This window comes from Collinsella aerofaciens (assembly GCF_027679495.1).
In the GTDB taxonomy this organism is placed as follows: Bacteria; Actinomycetota; Coriobacteriia; order Coriobacteriales; family Coriobacteriaceae; genus Collinsella; species Collinsella aerofaciens_AK.
Map to the genome: position 1 here is coordinate 85208 of NZ_JAQEKC010000006.1, position 16367 is coordinate 101574.

11 protein-coding genes are annotated in these 16367 nt (G+C 59.7%); 10 read left to right on the forward strand and 1 reads right to left on the reverse strand.

Features of this window, described 5'->3' with window-relative positions:
- Positions 1–88 precede the first annotated feature (88 nt).
- From PGW49_RS03680 to PGW49_RS03705, 6 genes are all read left to right on the forward strand, one after another.
- Complete coding sequence (locus PGW49_RS03680; protein WP_270225568.1) at positions 89–1849, forward strand: SpaA isopeptide-forming pilin-related protein; 1761 nt, start codon at positions 89–91, stop codon at positions 1847–1849.
- A gap of 738 nt (positions 1850–2587) precedes the next feature.
- The gene (locus PGW49_RS03685; RefSeq protein WP_270225570.1) at positions 2588–3505 is read left to right on the forward strand and encodes a class C sortase; all 918 of its coding nucleotides are present in this window, start codon (positions 2588–2590) and stop codon (positions 3503–3505) included.
- A gap of 304 nt (positions 3506–3809) precedes the next feature.
- Positions 3810–4121, forward strand: a complete 312-nt coding sequence (gatC, locus tag PGW49_RS03690; protein ID WP_055287082.1) for an Asp-tRNA(Asn)/Glu-tRNA(Gln) amidotransferase subunit GatC — start codon at positions 3810–3812, stop codon at positions 4119–4121.
- Positions 4121–5635 carry an Asp-tRNA(Asn)/Glu-tRNA(Gln) amidotransferase subunit GatA gene (gene gatA, locus PGW49_RS03695; protein WP_270225572.1) on the forward strand — a complete coding sequence of 505 codons (1515 nt, stop codon included), beginning with the start codon at positions 4121–4123 and terminating at the stop codon, positions 5633–5635. The genes gatC and gatA overlap by 1 nt, the downstream gene beginning before the upstream one ends.
- Complete coding sequence (gene gatB, locus PGW49_RS03700) at positions 5635–7311, forward strand: Asp-tRNA(Asn)/Glu-tRNA(Gln) amidotransferase subunit GatB (RefSeq protein ID WP_270225573.1); 1677 nt, start codon at positions 5635–5637, stop codon at positions 7309–7311. Before gatA ends, gatB begins: the two co-directional genes overlap by 1 nt.
- A gap of 343 nt (positions 7312–7654) precedes the next feature.
- On the forward strand, positions 7655–9019 hold the full coding sequence (locus PGW49_RS03705) for an ATP-binding protein (protein WP_138114181.1): 1365 nt from the start codon (positions 7655–7657) through the stop codon (positions 9017–9019).
- 64 nt (positions 9020–9083) lie between these two features.
- Here PGW49_RS03705 and PGW49_RS03710 read toward each other — a convergent pair whose 3' ends face one another.
- Positions 9084–10082, reverse strand: coding sequence for a helix-turn-helix transcriptional regulator (locus PGW49_RS03710; RefSeq protein WP_229107869.1), 999 nt, complete (start codon positions 10080–10082; stop codon positions 9084–9086).
- Positions 10083–10202: 120 nt separating this feature from the next.
- On the opposite strand from PGW49_RS03710, the gene PGW49_RS03715 reads away from it, so the two are divergent.
- The 4 genes from PGW49_RS03715 (at position 10203) to PGW49_RS03730 (ending at position 16322) form a co-directional block, all read left to right on the forward strand.
- A complete protein-coding gene (locus tag PGW49_RS03715) occupies positions 10203–12029 on the forward strand; it encodes an ABC transporter ATP-binding protein (RefSeq protein ID WP_175406121.1) in 1827 nt (608 codons plus the stop codon).
- Positions 12030–13787, forward strand: a complete 1758-nt coding sequence (locus PGW49_RS03720; protein ID WP_270225576.1) for an ABC transporter ATP-binding protein — start codon at positions 12030–12032, stop codon at positions 13785–13787. It abuts the gene before it with no gap.
- A 195-nt stretch (positions 13788–13982) separates the two neighbouring features.
- Positions 13983–14228, forward strand: a complete 246-nt coding sequence (locus tag PGW49_RS03725) for a DUF6110 family protein (protein WP_055250999.1) — start codon at positions 13983–13985, stop codon at positions 14226–14228.
- 78 nt (positions 14229–14306) lie between these two features.
- Positions 14307–16322: a heavy metal translocating P-type ATPase gene (locus tag PGW49_RS03730; protein WP_270225578.1), complete on the forward strand. Its 2016-nt coding sequence runs from the start codon at positions 14307–14309 to the stop codon at positions 16320–16322.
- Positions 16323–16367: the final 45 nt, after the last annotated feature.

The window sequence follows — 16367 nt, forward strand, 5'->3', positions numbered from 1 at the left end:
AGACGTAGCGAAGCAGATGCTAAGACACGGACAGATGATGACCGATCGAATGAGAACCAACCGGAAAACGGAGGAAAAGAAGATGAGCATGAGCAAGAACATCGCACGCCTGGCAGTAACCGCCGGCCTCACAGCAGCGTTGAGCTTCGGCGGCGTCATGGCCCCGGTGACCATGGCGTTTGCTGAGGGTACGCCTGTGGCTACGGAGAAAGGCGACGTTACTATTAGGGAGGATACCTACACGGATACGACTTTCAAGGGTATCCAGATTTTCAAGGCAACGGTCACGCAGGATAATAAGGACAACGCTTGGAATGGTCCCAAGACGCTTTCTGATATCACGTGGGCGTCATCTGATGCCGAAAGGGCTGTAAAGGGCGTATTTGCTGATGCGATCGATAAGCCTGTCGATACTGCTACTGCGCAGGATTGGGCAGATTACATTACGAAAAAAGCTGGCGATAACGTTGGCGAGGGAGTAAAGGTCGATGCCGGTAGCACACTCGACAAAATCGCCAAAGCCTTGGAGGAAGTTGCCACAACTAACGAGAGCACTGGCTGGAAGACTTCGACCGATGGTAAATTCAACAATCTGCCCGCTGGTTACTGGCTCTTTGTGACCGCTCAGGTCGGTTCGACTAAGGACGCTAATAAGACCAACGGTAATGAAGACGCGTTCACCTCGCCGATCTTTACCATCGTCGGCGGCGCCAATGTAAATGCGGAGCCCAAGAAGGACGTCCCCAATGTCACCAAGGCCATCAAGGACGACAAGGACGACAAGTGGGTTACGGACGACAACAAAACTGTTTTCCAAGCTGCAAACAAGGCAGCTGACTCCGCTGCTGGTCAGCTGGTTGAGTATCAGCTTGCCGGTACTGTCGCGAGCAACATCAACACGTACAATAAGTACTTCTACGCCTTCACGGACGAGCTTCCTCTCACGATGGTTCCAGAGCTTGGCAATGACAACAAGCCCGTTGTCGAGGTTAAAATTGGCGAGAGCATCGTTAGTCCCGATTCCTATACAGTGTCCTACAATACGGATGACGGCAAGAATACCCTGTCCGTCTCTTTCGATAATCTGAAAGAAGCCAAGGATTCCAGCAACAATGCCATTACCGTTAACGGCGATTCGAAGGTCTATGTGAATTACAAGGCCAAGCTTGATCCTACGAAGATTTCGGCGGGCATGCTCGGTAATGCACAAGAGAACAAGGTCAAACTGACCTATTCCAACAACCCGCATTCCGAGGGTACCGAGGGTACGGGAACCACGGTTGAACACCCTGCCTACGACTACACCTACGGCATCGATGTCACCAAGGTGGGCTCCGATGACGATACTAAGGGGCTCAAGGACGTTCAGTTCACGCTGCAGGAGAAAGACTCCGACAAATTTATCAAGGCCGACGGTACCACGACGACAGATAAAGATGCCGCAATACTGACCACCAACAACGAAGGTAAGATCAACGTTGTCGGTCTCGATGAGGGCACCTACATCCTTAAAGAGGTAACTCCGGCGCCTGGTTACAATAACTCTGCCTCCAATGGTGTCACGTTTACTATTGCCCGCGGCACGCTTAAGCAGGATGGCTCCGAAGTGAAACCGGACAAGGGTTCTGCCAACGTTACTGCTGCTGACGGTGTTATAAAGGCCGATTCTGCCGCCGTATCTACCGGTAAGCTCAGCTTCACCATCGTCGACCAGAAGGGCACCGGCCTCCCGCTGACCGGTCTCAACGGCGTGACGTTCACCTGGATTGCTGGTGGCGCGGTGCTGTGCATCGGCGTGGCGCACCTCATCCGCAGCCGTAAGCAGGCTGAGGAGTCCGAGCAGGAGTAACGCTTACTCACCCATGCCTTTGGCAGGTGGGATGTGATGGCCATGAGACTTGCGGACACTTTTCTCGTCCATCCACGTTCTTGCTTTGCCATTCTCTTTTCGGGGCAGACTTCGCACTGGAGTCTGCCCCGTTCTTTTTGAACAGCGCAGCCGGGGCGCCGTCGCTCGTATGATCGAGCGTATGATTAGCGAACAAATGTTTGCAAATATTGCGTTTACCAGCTGTAAGTGCGAGTGCTCGCAGTAAAATACCCTTGCGACGCATTCCGTGCGCGGGCGGCCGACGACTCGATCGGAGGTCCCCAAATGCTGAAATTCCTTAACGCGCTTGCCGCCCTCGCGGCGGTAGGCTCGTTCGTCATCGCGTTTCTTGACTCGTATGAGGTTCGGTTTAAGGTCCGTAGGCGCACGCGCGGTGCGGACGGTAGAAGGCATTTGCGCTGCAACAAGCGCAAATAAGAATGCCCGGGGTTAGAGGCCCGGGCATTTAACAAAACCAGAAAACTAGGCCGCCCGCGCTTTCGAACACTTACGCGGGATGCGTCGTTTTCTATTGCCATTGTATCCCGAATCGCCCAGCCGATTCGGGATATTTTGAAAACTCAAATGCGAGCTCATGCGCTGCGCAATGCTGCCAGGCTGCGTTGCGCAGCGCATGAGCTCGCTAATCGGCTATTATTTGTTCAGACAACTTGAGTTGTAGAGGAGTGACCGGCGATGGTGCAGGGCGCCAAACATATGAAGAGCAGCAACGCCGCGGACAACGGCGGCTCAAGCCCTCAGCCCAAACCTCAACCAAAGCCTAAGCGCCGTCGCAAGCGGCTGCCGCGCTGGGCCGATCGGCTCATCACCATCGTCATCATCCTTATTGGCGTGGGCCTTATGACCCGGCCGTGGATCCTGGACCGGCTCGAGGCCTCGGGCGTGTTCAACCAGATCAGCACGGTGTCCAGCACCGTGGACGCGCTATCTGCCGAGGAGCGCGAGCGCATCCTGCTCCAGGCGCGCTCCTTTAACGAGCAGCTGGCGGGCGAGGCCACCGAGCTTCCCGCCGACCAGATCGAGCCCTACGCCCAGCAGCTCATCTTTGACCGCGATCCCATGATGAGCTGGGTCGAGATCCCCTCCATCGACGTGAGCATGCCCATCTACCACGGTACGAGCGAGGAAGTCCTTATGGCGGGCGTCGGCCACCTGGAGGGCACGAGCCTACCGGTGGGCGGCACCTCGACGCACTGCGTGCTCACCGCGCATTCGGGCATGCGCAACCTGAGCATGTTCGACGACATCCACTCGCTGGAGCCCGGCGACCTGGTGCTGCTGCACACCATGAACAAGACGCTCGCCTACAAGATGGTGGACTCCGAGGTGGTGCTGCCCGAGGAGATGGAGTCGCTGACCATCGAGCCCGGCGCCGACAAGGTGACGCTCGTCACCTGCACGCCCTACGGCGTGAACGACCATCGCCTGCTGGTGCATTGCGTGCGTACCAAGTACAACAAGAAGGACGTCGACAAGCAAAAGTCGCTGGCCGGGCGCCACTGGGGCAAGCGCGAGTTTGCCGTGCTCATCGTGGTCGTGGCCATTGTGCTGTTGCTGGTGGACATCGTGATCCACGCGGTCCGCAAGCGCCGCAAGGCCAAGGCCTCGGCATAAGACATTCTCCAGAACCACCACAATGGGGACAGGCACCTTGGTGGTGGTCGGGGCTTCCAAACCATCACAACATTCGATGAAAATCGCGATTTTGGCGAAAAGCGTCGAATGTTGTGATGCTTTTCGTTGTGGGCGAGACGGTTTTCGCTATGGACGGTGCGGTTTCGCTGCAGAACCGCCAACCCGCCGCCTACCAACCGACGCCCTCGTTACGTTTTCGCTGCATTTGGGTAAAGCGCCTGCTCCAAGCCGGCGTTGCCTTGTATACTAGAGCGGTTTAACTGTTATGCGGAAGGGAGCGCCTATGGCACTCAGCGAGAAAGACGTGCGCGGCATCGCCGAGTACGCAAAGATCGCACTGACCGATGACGAGCTCACCCAGATGACGTCCTACCTGAACGACGCCGTCCAGATGCTCGAGCCCGTCTTGCAATATGACTTGCCCGACGTGGAGCCCACGTTCCATCCCATCGGAAGCCTGTCCAACGTGATGGGCGACGACCTGCGCGAGCCCGAGCGCGACCTGCCGCTCGACGTTGCGCTCGAGAACGCCGGCAGCGCGCGCGACCGTTACTTCCGCGTGCCGTCCATTTTGGGAGAGGGGGAGAGCGAGTAATGGCTCAGAGCTTCGATTCCCTTACCGCCGCCCAGATCGCCGCGGGCGTTGCCGCCGGCGACTTTACCGCTACCGAGGTGGCCCAGGCCTCCCTTGACGCCATCGAGGCGCGCGAGGGCGGGGTCCAGGCATTCCTGCAGGTGGCGCCCGAGCTTGCGCTCGAGGCCGCCGCGCGCGTGGATGCCGACCGTGCCGCAGGCAAGCCGCTGCCTCCGCTCGCGGGCGTGCCGCTGGCCATCAAGGACAACATGAACCTCGTGGGCACGCGCACCACCTGTGCTTCCCGCATGCTCGAGGACTACCAGAGCGTCTACACCGCCACCTGCGTCCAGCGCATGCTCGATGCCGGCTGCCTGCCCATGGGCAAGGCCAACATGGACGAGTTCGCCTTTGGCAGCTCCACCGAGAGCTCGGCGTTCCACCGCACCAACAACCCTTGGGATATCGAGCGCGTGCCCGGCGGATCTTCGGGCGGCTCCGCTGCAGCCGTCGCCGCGGGCGAGGTCGCGCTCTCGCTGGGCTCGGACACCGGCGGCTCCATCCGCCAGCCGGCGTCGCTCTGCGGCGTGGTGGGCTTTAAGCCCACGTATGGCGCCGTGAGCCGTTACGGCGTGGTTGCCTTTGGCTCGTCGCTCGACCAGGTGGGCCCCTTTGGCCGCACGGTCGAGGATGTCGCGCTGGCCATGAACGCGCTTACCGGTGCGGGCCACGATCCGTACGATTGCACCAGCCAGGATTGCGCCGTCGACTTTACCGAGCATCTCAACGACAGCATCGAGGGCAAGCGCGTGGGCATCATCCCCGCGTTTATGGAGGCCGAGGGCCTGACGCCCGAGGTCAAGGCCGCTGTTCAGCGCGCCGCCCAGGAGCTGCAGAACCAGGGTGCCGAGCTGGTCGAGGTCGACCTGCCGCACCTGGACGCCGCCATCGCCGCCTACTACGTCATCGGCCCTGCCGAGGCGTTCTCCAACCTGGCACGTTTCGACGGCATTCGCTACGGCTATCAGGAGGAGGGCTGCGCCAACTTGTCCGACCAGAGCTCGCTTTCGCGTGCCCACGGCTTTGGTGCCGAGGCCAAGCGCCGTCAGATGCTCGGCGCCTACCTGCTGAGCTCGGGCGTGTACGACAAGTACTACTACGCTGCGCAAAAGGCCCGCACGCTCATCACGCAGGACTACGACGCCGCGTATGCCAAGGTGGACACCATCCTCATGCCCGCTTCGCCGCGCACGGCCTTTAAGTTTGGCGAGATCAGCGACCCCACGCAGATGTACCTCTCCGATCTGTACACCATCTCGCTCAACATTTGCGGCAATGGTGGTATCTCGGTGCCGCTGGGCCTGGGCGAGGATACTCAGCTGCCCGTTTCTGCCCAGCTGGTGGGTCCGGCGTTTAAGGACCGTCAGCTGCTCACGTTTGCCCGCGCCCTGGAGCGCGGCTTTGCCGATGCCGCCACGGGTGCGCCCGCGCTTTCCGTCGCGCCCGATTTTGCCGGGAAGGGAGGCGAGCTGTAATGAAGGAGCTTTCCGAGGTCCTGCAGGATTGGGAGGCCGTGATCGGCCTGGAGATCCATACCGAGCTCACCGCACTCGATACCAAGATGTTCTGCAACTGCAAGCTCAGCCACGATGACGAGCCCAACGCCAACGTGTGCCCGGTGTGCCTGGGCCTGCCCGGCGCCCTGCCGGTGCCCAACAAACGCGCTATCGAGAGCATCGTCAAGGCCGGTCTCGCCACCAACTGCGAGATCCAGCGCCACTCGATGTTCTACCGCAAGCACTACTTCTATCCCGACATGGCCAAGAACTTTCAGACCACGCAGGGTCCGGTCGCCTTTGCCATGTACGGTCACCTGGACCTGGACGTGACCGGTCGCGGTGCCGCCGAGCGCCCCGACTGCGCATTTGGCGAGGCCGAGGCCCAGAGCCTGGCGAGCGCTTCGGCCAACGCCGAGGGCCTGTCCACGTCCATGACGTCGACCATGCGCGAAGGCAATCAGCGCGCCGGCCACCTGGCCAGCTATGACGCGTCCAACCTGCAGATGCCCGAGCGTCGCGAGGATGGTTCCTACACGGTGCCCATCCGCATCCTGCGCATCCACATGGAGGAGGACGCTGCCAAGATGGTTCACGTGGGCGGCGCCGAGGGTCGCATTACCGCCGCGGCCGAGTCGCTCGTCGACTACAACCGCTGCGGCACGCCTTTGATTGAGCTAGTGACTGAGCCCGACCTGCGTACGCCCGAGGAGGCGCGCCTGTTTATGGAGAAGCTCCGTCGCATCTTTGTGACGCTGGGCATTTCGGACTGCTCCATGGAGAAGGGTTCCATGCGCTGCGACGGCAACGTGTCGCTGCGCCGCCGCGGCGAGACCAAGCTGGGAACCAAGACCGAGCTCAAGAACCTCAACTCGTTCAAGAGCTTGCACGACGGCCTTGCCTACGAGATCTGCCGCCAGGCCGAGGTGCTCGAGGAGGGCGGAATCATCTATCAGGAGACCCGCCACTGGGAGCCCAGTCGCAAGCGCACCGTAGTCATGCGTGTCAAGGAGACGGCCGACGACTATCGCCTGTTCCCCGATCCCGACCTGGCGCCGTTCGATCTGGACGACGAGTTCATCGACCGCTGCCGTGGCGAGATTCCCGAGCTGCCCGATGCCAAGCGCGCCCGTTTTGAGGCCGACTTTGGCATTAAGGCGGCCGATGCCGAGCAGATTGCCGGCGACCCCGAGTTTGCCGACTTCTTTGAGGCCGCTGCTGCCGGAATGGCCGGTAAGGAGGCCCAGACGGTCGCAAACCTGCTGGTCAACGAGATGATCGCCTACCTTAAGGGCGTGGGCGTCTCGCTGGCCGAGTCCGGTATTGCACCGGCTCAGGTGGCAGCCCTTGCCAAGCTGCTGGCGACCGATGCCATCAGCTCCAACCAGGCTCACGAGGTCTTTGAGGCCATGGCCCAGACCGGTGACGACCCCAACAAGATTGTTGACGAGCGCGGTATGCGTCAGGTGAGCGACGCTAGCGCGCTGCAGCCGATCGTGGACGAGGTGCTGGCAAACTGTGCCGATCAGGCGCAGCAGTATCGTGACGGCAACCAGAAGGTCATCGGCTTTTTGGTGGGCCAGTGCATGAAGGCGAGCCGCGGCAAGGGCAACCCGAAGCTCTTCAACGAGTTGCTGAGAACGTCGCTCTCGTAAGCGGGAACCGAGGGGCCGGGCGCAGGGCCTTGCCTCTCAATTTCGGACAGTCCTGACTCACGACGGAGGCGCCACTGGCGCCTCCTGTTCGTGCGGAACTCATTGAGAGGCAAGGCCCTGCGCTCGGCCCCTCGGTTCCGTGACGACTCGGCCGTTCGGGTCAGGCGGGCTGATAGGAAAGATGGTGACGGAGGCGCAAAATGCGCCTCCGCCTTTTGAATGTGATGAAAGTGTGGCGAAATGAGCTTAAAACTTCCGTAAATGTGATAAATGTCACGTTTTACCTAGGGTAAAATGTGGGAAATATCACGTTTACGGAAGATTCTTTGCGGGAGGTTCGGCCATGCAGCGAGATATCATTGCCAAGCTTAACGCTTGGAAAGCGTCAGAATATCGTAAGCCGCTTATCCTTAAGGGGGCGCGCCAGGTTGGAAAGACGTGGGCGCTTAAGGAGTTCGGTCGAACCTCGTACCGCAATTTTGTGTATCTGACGCTCGAGGAGCCGTCACCTGGGGTACAGAGCGAGTACGCTCAGTTTTTCGAAGGTACGCGCGATCCTCGACGGATCATCTCAAATCTTTCCCTGGCACTTGGACAGCCTATCGAGCCCGGCGAAACGCTGCTTATTATTGATGAGATCCAGGATTGTCCTTCTGCAGTCGGCGCCCTTAAATACTTCTGTGACGAGGCCCCCGAGTATCACGTCGCATGCGCAGGGTCTTTGTTGGGCGTTCGCTTGTCCCGTGAGACCAGCGCTTTTCCGGTGGGAAAGGTCGAGTTCATGGAGATGCGCCCCATGAGCTTTTCCGAGTTTCTGAAAGCCGAGGGCGCTGCAAACTACGACGAATACCTTGGCGGCCTGGATCAGATCGAGACAGTGCCCGATTTCTTCCATGTCCGTCTCGTCGAGCATCTTCGTCGTTATTTTGCATGCGGCGGCATGCCAGAGGCTCTTGGCCGGTGGGTGGAGACGGGCGATATCGTTCAGGTCGATAAGGTGTTGTCTGATCTCTTGGATTCCTACGAGCGCGATTTTGCCAAGCATGGTGGCCGTGCGCAGTTCGCCAAGCTTTCGCAAATATGGAACTCGATTCCAGCTCAGTTGGCGCGCGAGAACAAAAAGTTCGTTTGGGGTGCGGTGCGCGAGGGGGCTCGTGCTCGAGAATACGAGGATGCTCTGGAATGGCTTGCCGATGCTGGGCTCATCACGGCGGTTCGCCTTAATGCTGCCGGTGGTGTGCCGCTCTCTGCGTACGATGACCTCAAGGCATTTAAAGTCTACTGTCTTGATGTCGGCTTGCTGCGCCGCATGGCAAGGCTGGATGCGTCCGCTTTTGCCATCTCGGATGCGCTATTTTCGGAGTTCAAAGGTTCGTTCGCCGAGAACTATGTGCTTCAGGCATTACTTTCACAGTTAGATGCTGCTCCGCGTTATTGGACAAACGAGAAGCCGAAGCACGAAGTCGATTTTTTGATTCAGGTCGGAAACGAAATCGTTCCCGTCGAGGTCAAATCGGGAGAGGTCGTTCATTCCAAGAGCCTTAAGTACTATGCCGACAAGCATGCGGAGACGACTCCATTGAGGGTCCGCTACTCACTTAAGAACCTAAAGCTCGACGACGGGGTGCTCAACATTCCGTTGTATTTGGCTGATCGATCTGTCCCTCTTATCAAAAAGGCGCTTGATTGTGCGCATCTTGACGTTTAGATCCCGGGTGAGCTGACGGGCGGCGGCTAATTAATCGCTCCGTTACGGCCAGGGAGCTTGGGCCTTAGCGATGCTTGCTTCGCCAAGCCGTGGGTGTCATGCCGGTGTATTGCTTGAAGGCTTGGGCGAAGGCGGCCTGCTGAGGGTAGCCTAGACGCTCTGCCACCTGCGCTATCGTGAGCGCGCTATCTGCCAAAAGGTCCTGCGCTCGCTCCATACGGCGTCTGCGAATGTAGGCGCCCAGGGACTCGCCGGTTTGGGCCTTAAAGGTGGCGCATAGTTTGGAGCGGCTTGTGTAGAGCCTCTCGGCCACCTCGTTGATACCCACATGTCTGCCTTTGTCGAGCGTGCGCTCAATCATTGCCGTTGCTTCTTCGGCCATGGTTATGCTGACGCGTGTGTCTGCCGCCTGCCGCGCCTGCTTGTGGGCCGCGCGCGAACAGGCGAGCTCCGCGACCATGGTCTCCACGATGCCCTGCATATAGACGTGTCCGCCTACGGTTTGGGCACGGTCCTCGTTAATCCGGCGCAGCGTGTGATAGATGGCAGACGTCGCTTCCTCGTGCCATGGCTCGGCAAACGCCTCAAAGATTCCCGCGAACTCGGTGGGATAGCGGTGCTCCAGTTCGTCAAAATATCCAGGCAAAAAGAGCACCGAGCGCGAGTGATAAAGTTCCCCCGCAAACAGCGGGCTTAATTCCTCGCCACAGCTATCTTGGATAAAGCTGCAAACGGCATTGTTTGGCCACGGTCCATGCGATGGTTTGAGGTTCGCGGGCGTTATGCCAGTCTCGGGCATGCATGTAAGTGTGGGCGCGCTGACTTCGCTCACGCAGGCGTACGGCTCGGGTGTGTATTCGGCCAGGTACATATCGTGCGTCGGGGTGATGAAATGCTCCATGACAATGCAGGCAGGGGAGAGAGGCATGATCCATGCGCGTCCGTGCGCCCGATCGTTTGCCACCTCGCCGGTAAAGACAGCGCCCTTGCCGGAAAGCTCCAGGCCAAACTGCTCAAACTGTGGTGCGTAGAGCTCAGTTATGTCGGTCGCAGCCCGATGCATTTTCAAAAGCGTCCCCTTCCTTTGCGAAAACGTCCACGCCTGGCTCGATTGTGTGCCTTGGCTAACATATCAATGATAAGTTGAGAACGGTTAACTCTCAAGCCGTTAGAAAGGAATCTCATGGCAAAGGGATCAAAAAGGGAAGGTGGAGGCATCGGCGAGTTGCTCGCGTATGCCGGTGACCGCAAATTCCTAACGTATTTGGGCATGGCGCTCTCGGCGCTCTCGCAGCTGCTGAGCTTTGGCCCGTACGTGTGCATTTGGCTTGTCGCGCGCGATCTGATCGCCGTGGCGCCTAACTGGAGCGAAGCCTGCGACATCGCGATGTATGGCTGGTGGGCCGTGGGTTTTGCCCTGGCAAGCATCGTAGCTTATTTCGTGGGGCTCATGTGCACGCATCTGTCCGCGTTTCGCTGTGCGTCCAATATCCGCAAGACTACGAGCGAGCACCTGCTTAAGCTGCCGCTTGGCTACTTTGACACGCACGCCACCGGTGAGCTGCGTCGTGTTGTAGACGGATGTGCCGCCTCCACCGAGACTTTGCTCGCACACATGCTGCCCGATATCGCAGGCGCCGCCGCCATGGTCGTGGGCCTGCTCGTATTGCTTTTCGCCCTCGATTGGCGCTTGGGCGCGGCATGCCTCATCTCGGTGGCCATTTCGTTTGGCGCCATGGCCACCATGATGAGCGGCAAAGGCGCCGAGTTCATGAAGGCCTACATGGGAGCGCTGGTCAAGATGAACAAGACCGGCACCGAATACGTACGCGGTATTCCCGTGGTCAAGGTGTTTCAGCAGACGGTCTACTCCTTTAAGGCTTTCCACGATGCGATCGCCGAATACGCCGACATGGCACAAAACTATGCGGGCACGTTCTGCCGAGGTCCGCAGGTACTCAACCTTACCGCGCTCAATGGTCTTGTGGCATTCCTGTTGCCCGTGGCGTTGCTGTTGGCGCCGGGCGAGACGGACTTCGCACATTTTATGGCCAACTTCACGTTTTACGCGATATTTTCGGCCGTGGTACCGACGGCCCTGACCAAGCTCATGTTTGTGGGCGAGGCCTCTCAGATGAGTGCCGATTCGCTGGCTCGTATTCGAAGTATCATGGATTCCAAGCAGCTCTCCGTGCCCGCCCAACTCAAGCACCCTGCCGGCGGCGAAGTGCGATTTGAGGACGTAAGCTTTACGTACGAGGGTGCCGAAGCACCTGCCGTTAGCCATGTAAGTTTCAGTGTTCCCGCTGGTAGCACCCTCGCCCTAGTGGGTCCTTCGGGCGGCGGCAAGTCAACCTGCGCAAGCCTGATTCCTCGTTTTTGGGATGTCTCTTCGGGCCGAGTGCTTGTAGGCGGTGTGGACGTTTGCGATATGGATCCGCACGAGCTTATGGACCAGGTCGCTTTCGTGTTCCAGACTAACCAGCTGTTCCGGCAAACACTTGCCGATAATGTGCGCGCCTCCAAGCCTACGGCCACTGACGACGAAGTGCGTGCGGCCCTCTCCGCAGCTCAGTGCGACGACATTGTGGCCAAGCTCCCGCAGGGCATCAATACCATGCTCGGTGCCGGCGGAGCATATCTTTCGGGCGGCGAGGTCCAGCGCGTGGCGCTCGCCCGCGCGATCCTTAAAGACGCGCCTATCGTGGTGCTCGATGAGGCCACGGCGTTTGCCGACCCCGAGAACGAGGCGCTCATCCAGCGCGCCTTTAGCAAGCTGGCGGCGGGTCGCACGGTCATTATGATTGCTCATCGACTCTCGACTGTAGTGGGCGCAGATCAAATCGTGGTGCTCAACCAGGGCAGGGTGCAGGAGTCGGGTACTCATGCCGAGTTGCTGTCCCAAGAGGGTTTGTATGCCAAGATGTGGGCCGAATACGAACAGGCCGCGAGCTGGAAAATCACTGCAGCGACCGCGGATGCCGCCGTCACGAAGGGAGGCGAGGCCTAAATGTTCGCCTCATTCCAAAAGAAGTATTTCCTATCCGATAAAGGCGTCGCCGGCGTAAAGCGCGGCATTTTCTGGACCACGCTCACCAATCTTATTACCATGGCCGGCATGGGCTTTTTATTCCTGGTCATGGCCGGTTTTGTCGAACATCTCGCCACTGGCGCTGACCTGCCGGATGCCCTGCCGATCGTGGGCGGCCTCCTGGTCTTTTTCGTGTTGCTCTTTGCCTCTAACTGGCAACAGTATTACTACACCTACTGCATCTTTTACGAGGAGTGCGGCAAGCAGCGTATGGAGATCGCCGAACGCTTGCGCAAACTGCCGCTGTCGTTTTTCGGTCGTCGTGATCTGGCCGATTTAACCGTGACCATCATGGGCGATGTCCAGACCATGGAACATGCCTACAGCCACGTGTTGGGAGAGCTTTGGGGCGCCATTATCGCAAGCGCTATTGTGTTCGCAGCATCGCTGTTCTTTTGCTGGCAGTTGGCGATCACGGCGTTCTGGAGCGTTCCCGTGGCCTTTGCCGTGCTGTATTTGACGCGCGGCCCCATGGTCCCGGTGTTCGACCGTGTTCGCGCCGAGAAGGTCAAAGTCACCGAGGCGATCCAGGAGACGCTCGATTGTGTGCGCGAGATCCGCGCTACCAACCAGGAGGCCCATTATCTTGAGGGGCTCAACGCCGTGATCGATGCCGAGGAGCGCGAGACCACCAAGGGCGAGCTCGCTAACGGGCTTTTGGTCAACTCCGCCTTTGCCATCCTGCGCCTGGGGATTGCCACCACGTTGGTCACGGGCGCTGCGATGGTCGCCTCCGGCCAGGTCGACTTTTTGATGATGTTTGCCTTCCTGCTTATGGTGAGCCGCATCTATGCGCCCTTTGATCAGGCGCTGATGCTGATGTCCGAGCTGTTTGCCGCCGAGTCGTCGGCCAAGCGCATGCGTTCCATCATGGAAGAGCCCGTGGCTCGGGGCAGCGAGCAGTTTGAGCCCGTAGGCCACGATGTGGTGTTCGATCACGTGGCATTTGGCTATGGTGCGGGCGAGGACGGCCGCGCCGGCGAGAAAGTTCTTACCGATGTGAGCTTTACCGCCAAGGAAGGCGAGGTCACGGCACTGGTCGGTCCTTCGGGCTCCGGTAAGTCCACGGTGAGCCGCCTGGCCGCGCGCTTTTGGGACGCCACCGAAGGCACGGTCACCGTGGGCGGCGTGGATGTTGCGAGCGTGGATCCCGAGGTGCTGCTGCGCGACTACGCCATTGTGTTCCAAGACGTGCTGCTCTTTGACGACACGGTGATGGGAAACATCCGTCTTGGTCGCCGCGATGCCACCGATGAGGAAGTGCTTGCTGCCGCGCGTGCCGCCAACTGCGACGAGTTTGTGAGCCGCATGCCGCAGGGCTATGACACCATGATCGGCGAGAACGGCTCCAAGCTGTCCGGCGGTGAGCGCCAGCGCATCTCTATCGCCCGTGCGCTGCTCAAAGACGCACCGATTGTGTTGCTGGACGAGGCGACGGCGAGTTTGGATGTGGAGAACGAGACCGTGGTGCAGCAGGCGCTCTCCCGCCTGCTCGCAGGAAAGACAGTTATCGTGATCGCCCACCGTATGCGCACGGTAGAAAATGCCGATAAGATCGTTGTACTCAAGGATGGTGTGGTTGCCGAGCAGGGCACTCCGGCGCAGCTCAAGGCGGCAGGTGGAGAATTCGCCCGCATGGTGGCGCTGCAAAAGGAAGCAGCTACCTGGCAGTTGTAAGAAGGGGCAAAGGGACAGTCCCTTTCTCACATTGACAATCGGTTACTCCGCATCGTTAATTTTCAAAAGGTTAGCCATGGCTGACCTAGATAGTTAGATAAAATTGAGATATTTCAAAAGCGTGCTCGAGCAAACTTGTTTACTCGGGTACTGAGGCACCATGCCGCGTCCAATGCGGCAAAAGGGAGAAGCAACATGAAGAAGTCGACGTTCAATACCCTGCTTGTCGGTGGCGGTTTTCTGCTTGGCACGGCCGGCATCAAGCTGCTTACCAGCGCTCCGGTAAAGAATGCCTGCGTGCAGGGTATCGCGTGCGGCATGCGCATCAAGAACGGCTACCAGGACATGGTCGAGCAGGCCAAGGCTAATGTTGACGACATGGTTGCCGAGGCTGCTTACATCACCCAGAGCGAGGCCGCTGCTGACGAGGCAGCCGAGTAACGCTCCCAGGCACAAACTATGAGATTCTCGATTATTAGCGAGATCCCCGGCAGGACCCGTCTTCAATTGGCGGGTCCTGTGCCAGAGAGCGATCTCGATGCACTTCTTAAGCTCAGCGGCGATATCGACGGCGTGCACAAGGTGCGCGTATATGGCCGTATTGGCCAGATGGCGCTCGAATACGACGAGCCACGTCGCGCGAGCGTGCTCGACGCCTTGGGCGCACTCGATGCTCAAGCTATCGCCGATGCCAAGTCGGGCTATGTGATGCAGCTTGAGCCGCGCAAGCACAAACTCGTTATGGACCTGGCGACACTCGTCGGCGCCCACTACGCGCGCCGCTGGTTCTTGCCGACGCCTCTGCGTGCGGTGTTTGTCGTGGCCGGTTACATGGCATTTTTGCGCGCTGCCCTTCATGAGCTGGCGCAGCCGCGCCTGACCGTTCCCGTGCTCGACGCTTCGGCCATCGGCATTTCGTTCGTCAAGCGTGATGTCGACACCGCGGGCCAGACAATGTTCCTGCTCAACGTGGGCGAGCTGCTCGAGGACTACACCCGCGCCATGAGCGAAAACGAGCTCATCAACTCGCTGCTCGATGTACCCGACAAGGCGCAAAAGGTTGTCGGCGACACCGAGGTAAGCGTTGCTGCGACCGAGCTCGAGCCCGGCGATCTGGTCGCCGTGCGCACTGGCATGTCCATTTGCATCGACGGTGTCGTCGAGCGGGGGAGCGCTATGGTCAACCAGGCGACCCTGACCGGCGAGCCGCTGGCCGTTGAGCGCAGCGTGGGCGACGACGTGTTCGCCGGTACCGTCGTGGAAGACGGCAGCATCTTGGTGCGCGTGCGCGCCAACACGGCGCAGACCAAACTGCGCTCGATCGTCTCGCTCGTGCAGACGGCCGACTCGCTCAAATCCGAGGGTCAGTCGCATATGGAGGACCTCGCCAACAAGATCGTCCCGTGGAACTTCCTGCTCGCGGGCCTGGTTGCGCTCACCACGCGCAGCCTTATCAAGACCTCGGCGGCGCTGATGGTCGACTACTCGTGCGCACTCAAGCTCACGGGTTCCGTCGCCGTCATGACCGCTATGAGCGATGCTGCCAAGATGGGCGTCATGGTCAAGGGCGCAAAGTACTTTGAGTCGTTTGCCAAGGCCGACACCATTGTGTTTGATAAGACTGGCACGCTCACCGAGGCGCAGCCGCGCCTGGCTTGCGTGCTGACGACCGACGGCTGGAGCGAGGACGAGGTCCTGCGCCTTTCTGCCTGCCTGGAGGAGCATTTCCCGCATCCGGTGGCGCGTGCCGTGGTCAACGCCGCCCGCGAGCGCGGGCTCGAGCACCGCGAGCGCCATGCTGCGGTCGAGTACATCGTGGCGCATGGTATTGCTTCGTCCATCGAAGGGCGTCGCGCGATTATCGGCTCGGCACACTTTGTGTTTGAGGACGAGAGCGCGCAGCTCGATTCCGACATTAAGGAGCGCATTGAGTCCCAGATGCAGGGCCTGTCGCCGCTGTATCTGGCGGTCGATGGGAAGGTCGTCGGCGTGCTCGGCATCGAGGATCCGCTCAAGGCCGGGGTCCGTGAGGCCATCGCCGACCTGCACGCGTTGGGCGTCAAACACGTCGTCATGCTTACGGGAGACTCCGAGCGCACGGCCGAGCGCATCGCGCGCGAGGCGGGCGTCGACGAGTTTAAGGCCGAGCTGCTGCCCGAGGACAAGTACGCGTATGTGGAGCGCATTAAGGGCGAGGGGCGCCACGTTGCCATGGTGGGCGACGGTGTCAACGATTCGCCGGCGCTCGGTTTGGCCGACGTGGGGCTGGCAATGGGTGGCGGAAGCGACATTGCCAAGGAGGTCGCCGATATCATCCTGACCGACACGGATCTTGCCGCGATCGTGCGCCTGCGCCGCATGAGTCAGGGTCTCATCGACCGTCTGACGAGTTCGTATTCCAAGGTGATGCTCACCAACTCGGCGCTCCTGGCGCTGGGCATTACCGGCATGATCACTCCGCAGACGTCGTCACTGCTGCACAACGGCTCGACGATTGCCTACAGTCTGAGCAACGCGAAGGCTTACCTGCGTTAGCATTTTTGCTTGAGTTTATGGCCTGCGCCCGGGCGGCATTGCCGT